Genomic DNA, 17,543 nt, shown 5'->3' on the forward strand with positions numbered 1-17,543 from the left:
CACTAAAAGAGTCAAGCAGAGTCATGGGGAATTTATTCCTGCCCTGAGGCGCGGTGGTCGTGACGCAGCCCGCTTATTTGCCTGGACCGGCGTGAAAGCCTATATGCCGGGATCAAAGGACAAAGCATGGCCCGCATCTACAAGACCCGCACCTGGCACGACCAGCTTTCGCCGTCGATGGAGGAGATGGAGTTCCTGGCGCTGGAGGCCTACGCCCATCTGCCGGAGGAATTCCGCAAACTGACCGGCGAGATCGTCATCCAGATCGCCGACTTCCCGACCGACGAGATCATGGACGATCTGTCGCTGGAAACGCCGTTCGACCTGCTCGGCCTGTTCGAGGGCCGCGGCATCGCCGAGCGCTGGAACCCGCAGACCGGCGAGGGCCCGAACCGCGTCACGCTCTACCGCCGCGCCATCCTCGACTACTGGGCCGAAAACGAGGAGACGCTGGGCGACATCGTCACCCATGTGCTGATCCACGAGATCGGCCATCATTTCGGCCTGTCGGACGACGATATGGAGCGGATCGAAGAGGCGGCCGAATAAAGCCCTGCATCCTCGTCGACATTCACCGGCTTCCGCCCTGTGCGGCTCAGGACGGTCCGCTCAGGCGCGGCGGCGCGGGCGGCAGCACATCATCGGCGGAAATCGTCCGTGCCTCCGAGGGCAGCATGATCGGGATGCCGTCGCGGACCGGATAGGCGAGCTTTGCCACCCTGGAGATCAATTCGCCGCGCTCCGGATCCCAGGCCAGCGGCCCCTTGGTCAACGGGCAGGCCAGCAGCTCCAGCAGCTTCGGATCGACCTTCTTTTCCTCACGCCCGTCCGCCGCCATTCTTTCTCCCCCACTCCGATGTACCCGGCCAGCTATTGAAGGCTCGAGCCAAAGTCCTCGTTCTCGCGCGCCAGCGCCATCTCGGTGATGGCGATCAGCGTTTCGGCGCGCGTCTTCAAATCCGCCGCCTCGAGCAGCGCCTGTTTTTCCGCCGGTCCGTAGGGCGCCATCATCGACAGCGCGTTGACCAGCATGGCGTTTTCGGCGCGGCTGACGCTTTCCCAGTCGGCCTCCAGATCATTGGCCTGCAGATAGGCGCGAAACGCCTTGAGCAGCGACGGCCTGTCGACCTCGCCCCCGACCTTGTCCTCGTCGAGATCGGTCAGAAAGGGGGTGATCCGGCACTGGCGAAACGGCGTCTTGGCGGCGGTTTCATGCGCAATGCGGAAGCGGCATACGCCCTGCAGCGAGATCAGGTAGCGGCCGTCGCCACTCTCGGCCAGCGAGATGATGCGCCCGGCGCAGCCGACATTGCACAGCTCCGGCTCGCCGTCGTCGCGCAAGGCGCCATCGAGGCTGGGCTGGATGATGCCGATCAGCCGCGTTCCGGCGATCGCCTCGTCCACCATCTGCAGATAGCGCGGTTCGAAGATGTTGAGCGGCATACGGCCACCGGGCAGAAGCAGCGCTCCGGCAAGCGGAAACACGGGGATCGTCGACGGCAGATCCGCGCCACGCCGGTAGTGCGCATTTCCCACCTGCACGTCAGTGCTCCCTTCGCCTCGCCAGTCCCGGAGCGTTCACCGTTTCACGCAAACGCAGAACCGCTCTATCCACGCAATTCCGGACGGAAAACCGCTACGCACTTTTCCTGGAATTGCTCTAATCTGGCGCGCCGGCCGCCGGCCGCAAGCCCACCGGGCAAAAACAGCTGGCAAAGCGCCTCAGGAAAACAGCAGCGACGACAGTTTGCGCCGCGCCGCGAGCGTCGCCTCGTCGGTCATGCCCCAGGCTTCGAAGAATTTCAGCAGCTGCGCCTTGGCGCCGTCCTCGTTCCAGGTCCGGTCGGCCTTGATGATCGCCAGAAGATTGTCGGCCGCCTGCGTGCGCTCGCCCTTGGCGTTCTGGATCATGGCGAGGTCGAACCGTGCCTGATGATCGTCCGGATTGGCGGCCAGCCGCCGCTCGAACTCGGCCGGATTGCCGAGCGAGGCCGCCTGCGCAGCCAGCGCCATTTTGGTGCGCAGCGCGGCAAGTGCGGGCGCATCCTTCTTGGCTTCCGGCGCGCGGGCCAGGATGGCTTCCGCGCCGTCCGCATCGCCGGCCTCGAACAAAAGCTCGCCCAGTCCGGCGATCGCCTCGATCGTCTCCGGCGCCTGCTCCAGCACGGCATCATAAATATCGGCCGCGGTCTGGACGTCGCCGGCCTCGCGCGCTTCCGCAGCCGCGGCAAGCGCCTCGGCCACTTGCGGGGCGCCGCCGGCCTTGCCGCCGATCTTCTTGATGAACTCGCCGATCTGGCTCTCGGGAATGGCGCCCATGAAGCCGTCCACGGGCTGGCCGTCCTTGAAGGCGATGACCGCCGGTATCGACTGGATGCCGAGCTGGCCGGCGACCGAGGGGTGCTCGTCGATGTTCATCTTGACCAGCTTGACCGCACCGCCGGCGGCCTTGACCGCCTTTTCCAGCAGCGGCGTCAGCTGCTTGCACGGGCCGCACCAGGGCGCCCAGAAATCGACCAGAACCGGCTGCCGGCGCGATTCCTGGACGACATCGGCGGCAAAGCCGGCCGTCGTCGTATCCTTGATGACGTCCGCCGGCGCCTGGCCAAGCGCGGCTTTCGCGCGCTCTGCGTCAGTGCCGCCATATTGCACGGTGGTGGCATACTGGCCGGCATTGCTGCCGAATTGGCCGCCGAACGGATTGTTGTCGCTCATGTCGTTGCCCTTCCAGTCGCGCCGCCCACCAGCGCAGGGGCGCAACGTCCTTCCTAGAGATCAGTTTTCGCCATCCATGTGGCGATCATGCCGAGACTTTCAAGATAACAGCATCGTGTCCGGTTGCCTCGACGAATTTGACGAGATCGGCGGCAGCTATCGAGGTCGTCGCCTCATTGGTCAGCGGATGGGCATTGATGACATCATGCCCCATCAGCTCCTGGTCGAGCACCACCTTGACCCGCCGCCCGGTGTCGTTGATCAGCCCGAAAACCGTGACCGCGCCCGGCGTGACGCCGAGAAGCTCCATCAGCATCTCAGGCTTGCCGAAGGAGACCCGGCTGGCGGCGCCGATCAGCTGGTGGATCTGCTTGAGGTCGACCACGGCCTCCTCGCCGACGCTGACCAGGAAGAAATTGTCCTTCTTGTCCTTCAGGAACAGGTTCTTGGTGTGGCCGCCGGGGATCTCGCCGCGCAGCGCCTGCGAATCGGCGACCGTATAGAGCGGTGGGTGCCGCCGCGTCGAGACAGTGATGCCGAGGTCGGCGAGAAAGGCTAACAGCTCGGCTTCGGTCTTCGGCATCGGTCTTCTCTTCATCTCCAGCGGGGCCATGCCGTTTACGGCCAATGTACCCTCCCGGCAAGGCCGTCCTGGAACGGACCGGCGAATCCTCGGTACCGCAAAACGGAGTCGGTCGCACTTGAGAGCTAGGCCAAAAAGCTCGTCATTTCCCTGTTGCAATCGCCGCGCTCTTCAGCCATATAGGCGCGGCTTGCGGCCCAAAAGCCGCGCGAGCGGGTGTAGCTCAGGGGTAGAGCACAACCTTGCCAAGGTTGGGGTCGAGCGTTCGAATCGCTTCACCCGCTCCAGTTTCCTTCCGGGGATCAAGCACATACGAAAAAGGCCGGATCAATCCGGCCTTTTTCGTTTTCGGGGGCAAGCACCGGCGTTTGCGGTAACTCTGATGGCGGGCGGCGGGCGGGCTTGCGGCGAGACATGAGGGCCGGCCGACGAGCGGCCTACAGCCTGCGCCCATCTCCGCTCTACCCAACGTTCGCGACTTCCATTAGCATTCCCTAATGTCTGCCCTCTCGTTCAGCCCCAAGGTCCCTGTGAAGACCAATGCCGGTCACCGACTTCTGATCAGCAACGTCCAGGCTGCGTCCAAGGAACTCCTGACATGGACCGAGCGTGGCCCGCACTGGAACCGAGCGGCACGCGCTTGCACCGCCGCCCTGACCGGCAACGCGACTCCGCAGGAGGCCAGGAGGTGCTTCAGGATTGCCGCCATAGAGAATGGTCGCCTCCTTCCCCGCATTGAAGAAGAAAATTGAATACCTATGCCGCCTCGGCCACCTTCGTCGGTCGCCGCTTCTTTCTGGCACCATGGTTGATTGGGACGTTGGCCGTGCGGACGAACGACTGCAAGGCAAAGCGGACTGGGCCTTGACCGACCGGAATCGCCGGGCCGCCGCAGTTGCCGCGTTCGACCCATAGATCGCTGCCTGCACCATGCGCTTGGGGCTGGGCGAGTTTGAGATGCGAAAACTACATTTCGCTGTTGCCGATTATCCCGACCTCACCCTCCGCGAGGTTGGTTCGTGACGGCCCTGCGGCAGTGAAGACCACACCGGCTACCTCAAACGCCTGCCGTATTGCCGCCAGCTTCTCCGGACGTAGGGTCCTGCGTCCTCTTTCAAAGTCGCGTATCGTCCCGTCGCCAAGACCGCACCTGACGGCGAGCCGCACCTGCGACCAGTTCAAGAGCGCCCGTGCTGCCCTCGAATGCTCTGGTGTCATCACCGGCTTGCAATCGCTTTCGCCTCGCGTTCCAGCGTCGGCCGATCATTGCCATGCCTCTTGATAAGCTCGCGAACCTCGGGGATCGTAAGTTGGAATTTCCTCGCAAAGTAGGCGACCTCATATCCCTCGTCGCTCGACACCCGGTCGCGTTCACGGAAATCACTTTTGATTTTGTCGTCGGTCATGGGGGCTCCTCCCTGGTGGAAGGAGAACAATGGCCGTCGGCTAATGTTCCACCGCACTTATTCAAGCGAGAGCCAACGGAGCCGAAACAACCATGCGGTTTCGAATTTGAATCAATAGTTGCGCGGAGATTCGAACGTGTTGCCGCAGCTTCCCCAAGCTGGAGGGCGTGCGTTCTTGCCTCGGCGGAACAGACCACCGAGGCAAGGTCAAGCAGCTAACGCTAAAACCCAAATCGGATCCAGACACGCCGGCGATAGCACCGCCTGCGCCGATAGCCATAGCGCCAATAGCTGCGGCAGTACCGTCTCCAGACGCGACGCCTGCGGCGGCGATGCCAGCGGCGATGATAGACAGGCTGTGGCTGCGTGCCATCGTCGTCGAAAGGCTCCGTGTCCGGCGCGTCGAGCTCATCGAGAATGCCGGGCCCGACATTCGGAACCCCGGCCACCGCATTGAGTGGTCGAACCGTGCTGGCAAGGGCCGCCGCCCCCGCAACACCAAACATTGCCGTCAAGAATGATCGCCGATCCATCAAAACCTCCCAGTCTAGGCAACCATGAAACAAGTGCGCGGCCTGCCGAGGCAGGCATTGCGCACGGTGCAAATTGAGGGTTCACAAACCGCCGGTGGCGGCTCGCGAACCCTATCGGCGCAGGAAGGGACTTGACTGCGCAGATTCCATTCAAACGATTGTTCTTGTGTCATCTTGGAATTTAGCCAAGCGCTATTCCAATCGCCAAGAACATGATGGCGACAGCGAACATCGGTGCGAGTAACCAGCGTGCCTGGTCGACACTCTTCTCCATGAGTTCCTCCCAATGAACTTGCAGCGGTGCAACGAATGCCGGCCATCGCGGTTCCGGCCGTCGCCTATTGCGCCTGACAAATGCACAAAGGTCCGACACCAATTCAGACCGAAGGCCCAGCCAAGGAACGTTTGCAAATGGCTGGCGTTGGGTGAGCTTCTGGCGTGAAGACGATGTCGTCTGGCGCAACTCACACCACTAGGAGGAAACTATGAGAATCCATCTCACCGCGGCCGCTGCCGGGTTTTTGCTGCTCGCCGGTATCGGTGCAGCCGCCGCCGACACCGTGATCATTCAGCCGGAGCAGGAAACCGTCATCCGGGAATATGTGAAGAAGCAGCCCCTGGCTTCAGTGACCCTTCCCGGCGTGGAGCTCAATATCGGCACGGCTCTTCCCGATACGGTCGAGCTGCGTGAAGTCCCCGACGTGCAATACCGCTACGTCGTGATCGACAACCGAACGGTCCTCGTGGATCCGGGCACGCGCAAGATCATCAAGGTTTACGAATGAGCCAAGCGCTTTAGCTGAAAGCCCGCCGCACAGAAATGAGCGGCGGGCTTTTTAAATTCAAACAACGAGGAGATTTGACCCATGTCGAACTGTGAAATCGGAAGGTCCCCAGACTTGGAACTGCGCGTGACTGACCTGAAAGAGAGGATGCGAGGGGCCGAGATCACCGATGATGAAATGAAGACCTTTCAAAGGGTCGCGGCTATCATGGACGATGGCCAGGGCAGGATCGACGCTGACGACCTCATCGCTATTTCGTTTTGTTGCTGATCCCGAGCCGGCGAGCCTGACCGGCGAGCCCGCCGGGCTCCGGTTTCTGCCGACAACGGTCCTGCATCGCGGAGTCGAACATTTTGCTCAGCAACGAAGCGGCCCAGCGGTCGTGGCTGGGTGTGGGGTCGGCCGCCGGGCCTAACCGGCGATAGGGGGTAGTTTTCGCCGGCTGGCATATCCATAGGCGCTTCGCGCAGCTTTGCTAATTTGCCAAAATGGCCATGGTCCGAGGCGACAATTCGGATGAACCCCGAGTCACATCCGGTTGAGACAGAACGCTGCGTCCGGCACCCGCAAACGGCCGCAGGCATCTGCGCGGCAAGGAGGGCTTGCGACACGCCTCGCCCAGGATTTCCGGGAGGTATCGGTAGCACTGGGCCATTTGGTCACGTCCTCACGATCCCTCAGCCTCGAAGAACCCCATGGATCAGGACCAAATAGACGACCGGGGCAACGAGCAACCAGCAGATGGCCATTCCGATAACCACGGCGATGCCCAAGCGCTCCGCTCGCCTGGCGATGTCAGCGAAATCGGCCTCACCTGGGATGAGATCAAGGATGGAGCACTCACTGGCGCCATGATTGTCGTTCGCAGCTTGGCATACGGCATCATCGACGTTTTGATTGCGCGACGAGATTTGGTTCACACATCGGCCTCGTTATATCGGTGCCCGCCGCCGGGGGACAACAGCGGGCATCGCGGTTAACCGCCGGTTAAGGGAACTTCGTATTCGGCAGTCCATTGCAATGTCTTGGCGAGGCATCGGTTTCCACCCTCAGGCCTTTGCCGCTGAAGCTGAGACTTCAGTCGGACCCATATAGGACCGTAGCCCCCAGGCGGAACGAATGGCCTTCGACGCGTGCAAGCAGGGAAATGGCCGGCGCAGGTCCGGGGCTCCTTGGGGGCTTGGGAGGCCACGCCGGCCACTGCGGGTGGTGGCAACCAATCCCCGCGCTGCCCAAGTTAGAAGCACATTGGAACTCGCTCAATTCCGACTGAGTGCCCTGTTCACCATGGCCTAAAGATAAGAGTCTAGCCTGTTAGAGCGGCCGATTCAGGCTTTTGGCAAAACCTCGGGGTGCGCTGCACCGGCGCCGCCCGTTTTGAACATGGTCTCAGGAACCTTTTCATGCGCGAGCCGCTTTGTGTGCATGTCCAAAGCCGTCGAACCACCTTTATTGCCAAAGGGTAGCCCAGATCGGGAGGCCAACTGCGAAGTCGCCATGGAAGCGGCATTCGCAGCGCTGGTGACTGCCTCGGAAGCGCAGGGTTGGACGCCGCGCGAGACGGCTGCAGCCTTGCTGAAAATCGCTACGGAGCATGCCCGGCAGTTCAGGCTTGTGCCGGCTGAGCCGCCGAGGTGGCAAACGCGAACAGGTATATCGGTCGCGTGTGCCGCGCTCGTGCTCTTGCTGTGTGCCGCCACCGTTTGGTGGATGCTTGGGTGAAATCGGAACAAATGGGATCGACGCCGGTTAACAATCGAAGGGACTGCGACGAGTACGGGAAAATGGTTGATCTCTTGAACTTGGAACTGGCTAAGGCCAGACAGCGCGTGAAACGAGCCGAGAATTCTCTGAAGCGCGCGAATAAGTTGCTGGACGAGGATTGCGGCGTCGGAATCAACATCGCGTTGTGCAGCCGGATAAGGGCCGAGCAAAGGCGCGTGGTCGAGGCGAGGGAACGCCTGACGAAGATCGATCCCGACAGCATTGACAGCGTCCGCGCGGGTTGAACCATCCGGTCGTCCAGGGGCGACTGGCCCCAACCGGCCTTGCCGCCGCTCGTCGGCGGCGTCCTGCTGCTGGTCGGCTGCCTCTGCTGCACAGCGTTCGCTGCGCCGCGCGGCGCACAAGCCAATGATCAATGGCCGCTGATCAATAGAGGGTGAAAAACACCGGCAGCATGCCGCTGTTCCGCAAATGCTCGGCCAGCTCGATGATCGGGAACAAGGCAAGGAAATAGAGCCCGTCCAGGAACGTGCGCTTCAAGGTGCGCGTCGAAAACTGGCGCTCGGCCTGGTCGTTATAGAGCAGCGGGTTCGGCCAGAACAGCGGCGTCCGCTCCGTATAGGCGCTGTAGGCCGGGCCGAACTTTCCCAGCAGGAACTTGGCTTCCTTGCGCGCCGTGACCCTGAAGACGACGAAGCTGGCCAGACCCAAACCAGCGGCGGCCAGCACGGACCCGTACATCAATCCAACACCTGTCGCTCCGACGGTGGAGAAGAAATAGAGCGGGTTCTGGGTGACCGAAAAAGGTCCCGCCGAAATCAGTTCGGCGTTCTTCTTGCCGCCGACATAAAGGGTGCTCCACAGACGCCCGATGAAGCAGACAAGAACAAATCCGACGCCGAGCGCTTCGACGAATTCGTGCCCGTCCGAGCCCTCGCCGAGGAATGGCTTCGTAAACAGCAGCAGGACAATGGCGACGACTGCAGTGACCTGGACGACGACCAGCCGCTTGCGCTGCTCGAACACCTTCACCGCCGGCTTGAGGGACGCATCGCTCATCGTAAGTCCGCAGCTCCGGGGGGTCAGTGGAGACAGCCCGACGCCATCCATTAGCCGTTTCGCATGCTCATGGCGAGGTACCCGCGCGGGATTCTGGCCATTCTTGCGAATCTGTAGCGCCAACACAGAGTGCGGCGTGGGCCTCAGCCTCGTGCAGGCGATCGCCGGCCTGCATGGCGCATCTGTCACGCTCGAGGATCTCCATCCCGGCCGATGGTCGCTTCCCCGCGCGCCGGTTCCCTCAAAGCGTGTCGTCGAGGCTCCAGTGATTGCTCCAGCGGGCATCGATCTCGTCGTCGACATTCTGGTAGCGGATATCGGTCGAAAGGCGGATGCGCCTGTCGGCGCTTCGATTGGTCGTCGAAGCGTGGATCATAAACGGCGAGTGCAGCACCACGTCACCGGCCTCGTAGTCGGCGACCAGCCATCGCGTGTCGAAGCGCGCCGCCATGTCGGGAAGGTCCTTGGACACCCAGCCGCCCTCGGTCATATTGCGATTGAAGGCGCTGATCCGCTCCGCAGGCGCCAGAGCGGCATTGTCCTTTTCGAGGCGGGCCTCCATCGCCGTCCCGATCGCATGAGAGCCTTCCAGATAGGCAAGGCCACCCATCTCGACCGGCGTATCGCCGATCGGTATCCAGGCGGTCACCAGGCGGCTCGTGCCGCCGCGCAAATAGACCAGATCGTAATGCGCCGGGGTCGCGGCCGGCGTTCCGGGCTGCGTGAAGCGCATGAGCCTGCGCTTGTGCAGATAGGACAGGCCGCCGAGGAACTGATCCATGAAGCCGGAAAGGCGCGGCTGGGCGCAAAAGCCCTCATAGGCGGCCGAGCGCACCAGCGACATCAGCCGACGGTCGGCGAGGCCCTTGTCGAGCACGCCGTCGGCCGCGATGCCCAGGGCAGGATCCGAGCCGGGCTGGATCAGCCCGGTATCGCCGAGGTGGGAAAACACCCAGCCGCGGAAATCGATGACATCGGCCCGGCTGAGAAAACCCTTCAGCCAGACATAGCCGTTTGCCTCGAAGAGCGCGCGGATTGCCGCGACGCCGACAGCCGGATCGGTTGGCACGAGATGGCCGAGCCGATCGGGCGTGTTCGACAGCGTCTTGCCATTGGCGACGAGATTGGCCGGCGCGACGGCCCGAGATCCGAACATCAGAGGACGGAATAGCCGGCGCTCGCACGCTCGCGCCGAAAATCCGACGGCGACATGCCGGCGAGCTTGCGGAACGACTTGTTGAAGGCGCTCAGCGAACCGAAGCCCGAGTCCATGGCAACGCGCAGCACATTGGCGTCTTCATGCATCAGCAGCGCCTGGGCGTAGCTCAGCCGCAGCAGGTTGACATACTCGTTGAGCGTCATGCCGGTCGACTTCTTGAAGATGTTCATGGCGTATTTCGGGTGGATGTCCGCCGCCCCGGCGATGTTGACGCAGTCGATCTCGTAGAGGAAGTTTTCGGCGATGAAGTCGCACATGCGCCCGACATTGCGCGAGGATTGCTGGTCGAAGGGGCTGCCGGCGGCCTGCCCGACCGGGTTTTCCGGCACCAGCCGGTAAGGCTCGAACCGCATCCGCTCCAGCCTGAGCAGCAGCTCGTTGACGGCATGCTCGGCCTTTGCCGAATCGCCCGAGCGGACATAGCGGTTCCAGCGCTCGAAATTGTCGTCATCCGACCGGTCGGTCGCATCGCTCACCAGGGTAGCACCCGTCATCAGCCGGTGCCGGACGTCGGTCGGCAGATGCAGCCGGAAGAAATGCACCAGCGGCAGATGCGCGCCGGCATAGATGGCGTCGTCCGAGAGATCGTCCATCTGGTGCGGCAGGCCGCCCCAGAACAGGCACATCTCGCCGGCCGACAGCGAAATCTCATGGTCGTTCATGCGGTAGTGCACGCTGCCGCGGACGATGAAATTCACCTCGACCTGGGCATGCCAATGCGGTTTGAGCATCACCAGGGGCTGCGTGTGGAACATCTGCAGCATCAGCGGCAGGCCCTCCACGCTGCTGGCGCCAGGCTGATAAAATGGCCTTTCCGGCATCTTACTTTCCGCCAATTTCTTATTCCCTTTGTCGGGGACAAGCCTTCCGCGCTGCCTAATGTAGCCACGCTCACCAAAAGAGAGCAAATGAAATGGGAGGATTTCAATGCGCACCATACTGACATGCGCCGCGCTCGCGCTTGCCCTGGGCTCCGGCCCGGCCATGGCGCAATCCGGCGAAATCACGATCTGGAGCTGGAACATCGCGGCTTCGTCGCTGAAAGCCACCGTCGCCGGCTTCAACAAGCAATTCCCCGATATCAAGGTGACCGTCGAGGATCTCGGCAACCAGCCGACCTATGACAAGTCGATCGCCGGCTGCGCGGCCGGCGGTGTCGGCCTGCCGGATATCGTCTCGGTCGAGAATGGCGAGGCCGAGAACTACTGGAGCCAGTTCCCCGACTGCTTCGTCGACCTGCACACGCTCGGCTACACCGCCGAGGACCAGAAGAAATTCCCCGATTTCAAGCGCACCGAACTGGAAGTGGGCGACAAGGCCTATGCGATGCCCTGGGATTCCGGCCCGGTTGCCGCCTTCTACCGCCGCGACTTCTATGAGAAGGCCGGCGTCGACCCCGCCTCGATCAAGACCTGGGACGATTTCATCGCCGCCGGCAAGAAAATCCAGGCCGCCAATCCGGGCGTGACCATGACCAACGCCGATTTCAACGGCGACACCGAATTCTTCCGCATGATCGCCAACGAACAGGGCTGCGCCTATTTCGCCGCCGACGGGCAGTCGATCACGGTCAACCAGCCCAAATGCGTCGATACGCTGGCCAAGATCAAGGAAATGAAGGACGCCGGCATCATGGCGTCGGCCGACTGGGGCACCAAGATCACCAACAACACCGCCGGCACTGTCGCCACCCAGGTCTATGGCGGCTGGTATGAGGGCACCATCCGCACCGAATCGGCCGGCGAGAACGGCAAATGGGGCGTCTATCTGATGCCGAGCCTGACCGCCGACGGCCCGCGCGCCGCCAATCTCGGCGGCTCTTCGCTGGCCATCACGTCAGCCAGCAAGAACAAGGAAGCCGCCTACGCCTACCTGAAATACACGCTGGCGACCAATGAGGGCCAGATCACCATGCTCAAGGATTTCGGCCTGGTGCCGTCGCTGATCTCGGCGCTCGACGACCCCTACGTCTCGCAAGGCCTGCCTTACTGGGGCGGCCAGGCGGTGTGGAAGGACATCCTCTCCACTCTGCCCAAGGTCGTGCCGAGCCGCGGCACGCCGTTCCAGAGCGACGCCGAGATCATCATGCGCGCCGTGCAGACCAAATATCTGGGCGGCGGCTATCCCGACGCCAAGGCGGCGCTGGACGATGCCGCGAACCAGATCGCCTCGGCGACCGGCCTGCCGATCAAGGAGTAGGCGCTGCTTTACCTTCTCCCCTTGTGAGGTGAGCGGCTGGTTCGCCGAAGGCGAATTCATCGTGCCAGTGGCACGATGAAAGGCCGGCGAACGCCGGGACGCTGCGAAGCAGCGGGGACCCGGCAGGGTGGATCGGCTACCACGCCCGGCCCTTCGCAAGGCTCAGGGCGTTCGAACCTCGAAAAGCCAAGCAATTGGCTTTTCGTTCGCTGCGCGAACCGCTTCTCACCCCACAAGGGGAGAACGCAAGACAGGGCGGCGTCGATCTAATTGACGCCGGCTAACAGCAGGCCGGATATCAACCTGGGAAAGCACGAAGGGAGGAGGAACCATGCGCCATCAGAACGCCACCGCCTATCGTTTCCTGGCCCCCTATCTGCTGATCTTCTCGGTCTTCTGGGTGTGGCCGATCATCAGCTCGTTCCTGATCTCCTTCCAGGCGACCCGCACCGTGCCGTGGCGCTGGGCGCCGACCTTCAACTGGGGCCGGCTCATCGGCGACCCGGCCTTCTTCAATGCGCTGAAGAACACGCTGCTCATCCTCGTCATCCAGGTGCCGGTAATGATCTCGCTGGCGATCGTGATGGCGGTGCTGCTGAATTCGCCGCTGCTCAAGGCGCGCGGCCTCTACCGCTTTGCCTTCTTCGCCCCGGTCGTGGTCGGCGAGGTCGCGTATTCGGCGGTGTTCCGGCTGATGTTCAACCTCAATTTCGGCATCATCAACAAGCTGCTGAACAGCGTCGGCCTGCCCAGCATCGACTGGTTCTCCAACGTGACGCCGGCGATGGCGCTGATCATGATCGCCGTGACCTGGCGCTGGGCCGGCTACAACGCCATCATCCTGCTCGCCGGCCTGCAATCGATCCCGGATGACGTCTATGAGGCGGCGACGCTGGATCGCGTCAGCAAGGTCAAGCAGTTCTTCTACATCACCCTGCCGCTCTTGAAGCCGATCATTGTCTTTTGCGCCGTGCTGTCGATCATCGGCACCATGCAGCTGTTCACCGAGCCCTTCCTGATCACCGAACGCGGCGGCCCGGGCGGCGGCACCGAGACGCTCGGCCTGCTGCTCTACCGCCAGGGTTTTCGTTCGCTCAATTTCGGCTATGCCTCGGCCGTCGCCTACACCATGGCCGGGTTGGCGATCGCCATCACGCTGGTACAGCTCTGGCTGACGAAGGAGCCGAAATGAGCTCGCGTTCGCAAGCAAGGCTCGGCCGCAGCATCGCGCTGCATCTCTTCCTGACGCCGCTGGCCCTGATCTGGCTGTTTCCGCTGTGGATGATGGTGGTGTTCTCGACCATGCCCGACAACGGCATCTTCAGCCCCGGCATCGAGCTTCTGCCGCACGACAATTTCATCGACAATGTCAACAATCTGCAGCGCGACACCAACTTCGTCGGCGCCATCGGCATCTCAGTCTCGGTGGCGGTGACCTACACCTTCCTGTCGGTGCTGCTTACCTCGATGGCCGGCTGGGCACTCGCCCGCTACAATTTCGTCGGCAAGGGCGTGGTCGTCGCCATCATCCTCGGCACCATCACGCTGCCTTATGCGGTGGTGCTGATCCCGCAATTCATCATGGTGGCGCGCGACTTCCAGCTCGCCAACACCTGGGTGGCGCTGATCGTGCCGCCGCTGTTCAACTCGCTCGGCGTGTTGTTCATGCGGCAAGCCTTCTCGATGATGCCGGGCGATCTGTTCGACGCCGCCAGAGTCGAGGGCGTCAAGGAATGGCGCATCTTCCTGTTCGTCGCGCTGCCTTTGGCGCGGCCGATGCTTGCGGCGCTCGCCATCATTCTCTTCCTTGCCTCGTGGAATAACTATCTCTGGCCGCTTTTGATCAACAGCCAGCCCGGCGCGATGACCGCGCCGGTGGCGCTCGGCACGCTGATCGGCCTCACCAAAGTGTCATGGGGCGGCATCATGGCTGGCGCCGTCATGCTGACCGTGCCGATGCTCGTCGTCTTCGTTCTGCTGCAGCGTCATTTCATCGCCGGCATCGCCGCCGGCGCCATCAAATAGGATAGGACGAGATGGCCGCCGTCACCCTCAGCAATGTCGTCAAGCGCTTCGGCGTCTATGAGATCATTCATGGCGCCAACATCGACATCGCCGACGGCGAGTTCGTCGTCTTCGTCGGCCCTTCCGGCTGCGGCAAGTCCACGCTGCTTCGGATGGTCGCCGGGCTGGAGGACATCAGCGGCGGCGAGATCGCCATCGGCGGCAAGGTGATGAACGACGTCGAAGCGGCCGAGCGCGGCATCGCCATGGTTTTCCAGTCCTACGCGCTCTATCCGCACATGACCGTCGAGCAGAATCTGAGCTTCGGGCTGAGAATGAACGGCAACCCCAAGGCCGACACCGAACGGCGGGTGAAGCGGGCCGCCGAGATCCTGTGCATCGACGAACTGATGCAGCGGCGGCCGAAGCAATTGTCGGGCGGCCAGCGCCAGCGTGTCGCCATCGGCCGCGCCATCGTGCGCGAGCCGCAGGTGTTCCTGTTCGACGAACCGCTGAGCAATCTCGACGCCGAACTCAGGGTGCAGATGCGGGTCGAGATCTCCAGGCTGCACAAGGAGCTCGGCGTCACCATGATCTATGTGACGCACGACCAGACCGAAGCGATGACGCTGGCCGACCGGATCGTCGTGCTGAAGGCCGGCAATGTCGAGCAGATCGGCGCGCCGCTCGACCTCTATGACGACCCGGCCAACCGCTTTGTCGCCGGCTTCATCGGCTCGCCAAAGATGAATTTCCTGGCCGCCAAGGTGGTTGAGGCGGACAATGGTTCGGCGACCGTCGAGCTCGTCAACCATGCCGGTGCGCGGCTCAAGAAGCCGCTCCAGACCACACCGCCCGCCGTCGGCGCCGATGTCGTGCTCGGCGTCCGGCCGGAGCATTTCTTCGATGCCGGGCAAGGCGATTGCGACATCGCCGTCAAGGCCGATGTCGCCGAGCACCTGGGATCGGTGAGCTACGTCTACGCCGATGCCGGGGGCACGGAACTGATCATCGAGCGCGAGGCATCGCGGCATCGGGCGAGCGGCGACGACTTGGTCGTGTCGATCAAGGCCGGCAAGGCGCTGCTCTTCGACACCAAGGGCGCACGCATTCGCTAGGCGCCAGAACCCTTCTTTGCCTGACCCGACGCGTCGAGGCGACCCCAAGGAGATTGAAATGAGTTCCGAAGCCAGAAAAATTCGTTGGGGCATTCTTGGGCCCGGCAGCATCGCAAAATCCTTTGCCGGCGGCGTGGCGCAGTCGCGCACCGGTACGGTTGTTGCGCTCGGCGCCCGCAACCCCGGCAAAGCAGGCCTTGCCGAGACCTTCCCCGGCGCCCGCATCCTCGACGGCTATGATGCGCTGCTCAATGACGCGGAGGTCGACGCCGTCTACATTTCGATACCGCACCCCGGTCATGCCGAATGGGCGATCAAGGCCGCCGAAGCCGGCAAACATGTGCTGTGCGAAAAGCCGCTGGCGCTGACCGCCTTCGAGGCCGACGCGATGATCCATGCGGCGCGCAAGGCCGGCACGTTCCTCGGCGAAGCCTTCATGTACCGGCTGCATCCGCAGACGCTGCAGCTGGTGGACCTGATCAAGTCGGGTGCCATCGGCGAAGTCCGCATGATCAAGTCTAGCTTCGGCTTCGCCATGCCGGGCTTCATGCCGGAGCACCGGCTCTACAGCAACGACCTTGCCGGCGGCGGCATACTGGATGTTGGCGGCTATCCGGCATCCATGGCAAGGCTGATTGCCGGCGCGGCATCCGGAAAACCCTTCGCCGAACCCGACAAGGTGACGGGTGCCGCGCATCTCGGCCAGTCCGGCGTCGACGAATGGGCCTCGGCGCTGCTGCATTTCCCCGGCGGCATCGTCGCCGAGATTTCTTGCAGCATCTCGCTGGCGCAGGACAATGTGCTGCGTATCTTCGGCACCAAAGGCCATATCGAGGTGCCGGATTTCTGGTTCGCCGGTGGCAACCGCGACGTCGGGCCGGGCAGGATCGACCTGATCCGGCCCGACGGCACCCGCGAAACCATCAGCGTCAACGAAACCCGCCATGTCTACTCCTTCGAGGTCGATGGCGCCGGCGACGCGATCCTGGCCGGCAACCAGGAATTCGCCTGGCCGGGCATGGGCTGGGCCGACAGCCTCGGCACGCTGCGCGTGCTCGACAGATGGCGGGCGGCGGTCGGCCTCGAATACGACATCGAAAAGCCGGCAAGCCGCATCAACACGATTTCGGGCCGGCAGCTCCGCACCGATGGCACCAGCATCCCGAAGCGCCGGATCCCCGGTCTGCCGCGACCGGCGTCGTGCCTGGCGCTCGGCTTCGAGGATTTCCGTACGTTTTCTTCGGGCTCGATCCTGCTCGATGCCTTCTTCGAGGCCGGCGGCAATCTGTTCGACACCGGCTATGTCTATGGCGGCGGCTACACCGAGGCGCTGCTCGGCCAGTGGCTGAGGAACCGCGGCGTGCGCGAACAGTCGGTCGTCATCGGCAAGGGCGCGCATTCGCCGCTCTGCTATCCCGATGTCATCGGCAAGCAGCTTGCCCAGACGCTCGACCGGCTGCAGACCGATCATGTCGACATCTATTTCATGCACCGCGACAATCCGGACGTGCCGGTCGGCGAGTTCGTCGACGCCATGGACGCCGAGGTCAAGGCCGGCCGTATACGCGGCCCGTTCGGCGGTTCGAACTGGACGATGGCGCGCATGGACGAGGCGATTGCCTATGCCGAAAGGACCGGCAAGCAGAAGCCCGGCGCGCTCTCCAACAATTTCTCGCTGGCCGAGATGCTGGAGCCGATCTGGGCCGGCTGCGTCACCTCCTCGACAGACCAGTGGAAGGCCTGGCTGACCGCCCGCCAGATGCCGAATTTCGCCTGGTCGAGCCAGGGCCGCGGCTTCTTCACCGACCGTGCCGGCCGCGACAAGCGCGACAATGAGGAACTGGTGCGCGTCTGGTACTCGGACCGGAATTTTGGCCGCCGCGACCGCGCCATCGAGCTGGCGAACCGGTTGGGCAAGAGCCCGATCCATGTCGCGCTCGCCTATGTCCTGGCGCAGCCCTTCCCCTCCGTGCCGCTGATCGGGCCGCGCACACTGGACGAGCTGGAGGACAGTCTGCAGGCGCTTGATATTGCGCTTTCGCCGGACGATGTGGCGTGGCTGGACAGCGGGTTGCAGGAGCGCCGGGCGCGAAGCGGGGGCTGAAGCAATTCCAGGAACGTGTGTAGCGGTTTTCCGTCCAGAATTGTGGAGAAGAATACCAGAGCGGTTCCGCTTGCCCGCACAGACAACGTGAAC

The 17,543-nt window shown here is 63.0% G+C and carries 20 protein-coding genes and 1 tRNA gene; 12 read left to right on the plus strand and 9 right to left on the minus strand.

The features are described 5' to 3' along the window. Window positions 1-126: 126 nt before the first annotated feature. A complete protein-coding gene (locus A6B35_RS03680; protein WP_006202736.1) occupies window positions 127-549 on the plus strand; it encodes a metallopeptidase family protein in 423 nt (140 codons plus the stop codon). A gap of 46 nt (window positions 550-595) precedes the next feature. Here A6B35_RS03680 and A6B35_RS03685 read toward each other — a convergent pair whose 3' ends face one another. The 4 genes from A6B35_RS03685 to A6B35_RS03700 form a co-directional block, all read right to left on the minus strand. Next, window positions 596-838: a Trm112 family protein gene (locus A6B35_RS03685; RefSeq protein ID WP_065518149.1), complete on the minus strand. Its 243-nt coding sequence runs from the start codon at window positions 836-838 to the stop codon at window positions 596-598. Window positions 839-870: 32 nt separating this feature from the next. Then, window positions 871-1,542 (minus strand): LON peptidase substrate-binding domain-containing protein, encoded by a 672-nt coding sequence (locus A6B35_RS03690; protein WP_006203498.1) that lies wholly within the window; start codon window positions 1,540-1,542, stop codon window positions 871-873. Window positions 1,543-1,722: 180 nt separating this feature from the next. Continuing rightward, window positions 1,723-2,715: a thioredoxin gene (gene trxA / locus A6B35_RS03695; protein ID WP_006203499.1), complete on the minus strand. Its 993-nt coding sequence runs from the start codon at window positions 2,713-2,715 to the stop codon at window positions 1,723-1,725. Window positions 2,716-2,800: 85 nt separating this feature from the next. Next, entirely contained in the window at window positions 2,801-3,298 is a 498-nt protein-coding gene (locus A6B35_RS03700) for a prolyl-tRNA synthetase associated domain-containing protein (RefSeq protein ID WP_006203500.1), read from the minus strand. 212 nt (window positions 3,299-3,510) lie between these two features. On the opposite strand from A6B35_RS03700, the gene A6B35_RS03705 reads away from it, so the two are divergent. Continuing rightward, window positions 3,511-3,585: transfer RNA gene (locus A6B35_RS03705), tRNA-Gly, on the plus strand. A gap of 210 nt (window positions 3,586-3,795) precedes the next feature. Further along, complete coding sequence (locus A6B35_RS03710) at window positions 3,796-4,050, plus strand: DUF982 domain-containing protein (protein ID WP_006203501.1); 255 nt, start codon at window positions 3,796-3,798, stop codon at window positions 4,048-4,050. 214 nt (window positions 4,051-4,264) lie between these two features. Here A6B35_RS03710 and A6B35_RS03715 read toward each other — a convergent pair whose 3' ends face one another. Continuing rightward, window positions 4,265-4,516 (minus strand): helix-turn-helix domain-containing protein, encoded by a 252-nt coding sequence (locus tag A6B35_RS03715; RefSeq protein WP_006203502.1) that lies wholly within the window; start codon window positions 4,514-4,516, stop codon window positions 4,265-4,267. Continuing rightward, entirely contained in the window at window positions 4,516-4,704 is a 189-nt protein-coding gene (locus A6B35_RS03720; protein WP_006203503.1) for a DUF3606 domain-containing protein, read from the minus strand. The genes A6B35_RS03715 and A6B35_RS03720 overlap by 1 nt, the downstream gene beginning before the upstream one ends. 1,018 nt (window positions 4,705-5,722) lie before the next feature. Here A6B35_RS03720 and A6B35_RS03725 point away from each other — a divergent pair. The 4 genes from A6B35_RS03725 (at window position 5,723) to A6B35_RS03745 (ending at window position 8,031) form a co-directional block, all read left to right on the plus strand. Beyond that, the gene (locus A6B35_RS03725) at window positions 5,723-6,022 is read left to right on the plus strand and encodes a DUF1236 domain-containing protein (protein ID WP_006203506.1); all 300 of its coding nucleotides are present in this window, start codon (window positions 5,723-5,725) and stop codon (window positions 6,020-6,022) included. A gap of 81 nt (window positions 6,023-6,103) precedes the next feature. After that, the gene (locus tag A6B35_RS03730; protein ID WP_006203507.1) at window positions 6,104-6,292 is read left to right on the plus strand and encodes a hypothetical protein; all 189 of its coding nucleotides are present in this window, start codon (window positions 6,104-6,106) and stop codon (window positions 6,290-6,292) included. Window positions 6,293-6,717: 425 nt separating this feature from the next. Beyond that, a complete protein-coding gene (locus A6B35_RS03735; RefSeq protein ID WP_006203508.1) occupies window positions 6,718-7,002 on the plus strand; it encodes a hypothetical protein in 285 nt (94 codons plus the stop codon). An 804-nt stretch (window positions 7,003-7,806) separates the two neighbouring features. Then, a complete protein-coding gene (locus A6B35_RS03745; protein WP_100084794.1) occupies window positions 7,807-8,031 on the plus strand; it encodes a hypothetical protein in 225 nt (74 codons plus the stop codon). Window positions 8,032-8,173: 142 nt separating this feature from the next. Here the strand turns inward: A6B35_RS03745 and A6B35_RS03750 are convergent, their stop codons facing one another. The 3 genes from A6B35_RS03750 to A6B35_RS03760 all read right to left on the minus strand — a co-directional run bounded on the left by A6B35_RS03750 (window position 8,174) and on the right by A6B35_RS03760 (window position 10,846). After that, complete coding sequence (locus tag A6B35_RS03750) at window positions 8,174-8,806, minus strand: methyltransferase family protein (RefSeq protein ID WP_006203511.1); 633 nt, start codon at window positions 8,804-8,806, stop codon at window positions 8,174-8,176. 241 nt (window positions 8,807-9,047) lie between these two features. Beyond that, window positions 9,048-9,962 (minus strand): phytanoyl-CoA dioxygenase family protein, encoded by a 915-nt coding sequence (locus tag A6B35_RS03755; RefSeq protein WP_006203512.1) that lies wholly within the window; start codon window positions 9,960-9,962, stop codon window positions 9,048-9,050. Continuing rightward, window positions 9,962-10,846, minus strand: a complete 885-nt coding sequence (locus A6B35_RS03760) for a helix-turn-helix domain-containing protein (protein WP_006203513.1) — start codon at window positions 10,844-10,846, stop codon at window positions 9,962-9,964. Before A6B35_RS03760 ends, A6B35_RS03755 begins: the two co-directional genes overlap by 1 nt. 106 nt (window positions 10,847-10,952) lie before the next feature. Between A6B35_RS03760 and A6B35_RS03765 the strand changes: the two genes are divergently transcribed. The 5 genes from A6B35_RS03765 to A6B35_RS03785 all read left to right on the plus strand — a co-directional run bounded on the left by A6B35_RS03765 (window position 10,953) and on the right by A6B35_RS03785 (window position 17,450). Further along, window positions 10,953-12,224, plus strand: coding sequence for an ABC transporter substrate-binding protein (locus A6B35_RS03765; protein WP_006203514.1), 1,272 nt, complete (start codon window positions 10,953-10,955; stop codon window positions 12,222-12,224). Between the two features lie 331 nt (window positions 12,225-12,555). Beyond that, the gene (locus tag A6B35_RS03770) at window positions 12,556-13,416 is read left to right on the plus strand and encodes a carbohydrate ABC transporter permease (RefSeq protein WP_006203515.1); all 861 of its coding nucleotides are present in this window, start codon (window positions 12,556-12,558) and stop codon (window positions 13,414-13,416) included. Next, window positions 13,413-14,249 (plus strand): carbohydrate ABC transporter permease, encoded by an 837-nt coding sequence (locus A6B35_RS03775; protein WP_006203516.1) that lies wholly within the window; start codon window positions 13,413-13,415, stop codon window positions 14,247-14,249. Before A6B35_RS03770 ends, A6B35_RS03775 begins: the two co-directional genes overlap by 4 nt. Window positions 14,250-14,260: 11 nt before the next feature. Continuing rightward, the gene (locus tag A6B35_RS03780) at window positions 14,261-15,346 is read left to right on the plus strand and encodes an ABC transporter ATP-binding protein (RefSeq protein WP_006203517.1); all 1,086 of its coding nucleotides are present in this window, start codon (window positions 14,261-14,263) and stop codon (window positions 15,344-15,346) included. A gap of 58 nt (window positions 15,347-15,404) precedes the next feature. Then, the gene (locus A6B35_RS03785) at window positions 15,405-17,450 is read left to right on the plus strand and encodes an aldo/keto reductase (RefSeq protein WP_006203518.1); all 2,046 of its coding nucleotides are present in this window, start codon (window positions 15,405-15,407) and stop codon (window positions 17,448-17,450) included. Window positions 17,451-17,543 lie beyond the last annotated feature (93 nt).

This window comes from Mesorhizobium amorphae CCNWGS0123, from assembly GCF_001686985.1.
Taxonomy (GTDB): Bacteria; Pseudomonadota; Alphaproteobacteria; order Rhizobiales; family Rhizobiaceae; genus Mesorhizobium; species Mesorhizobium amorphae.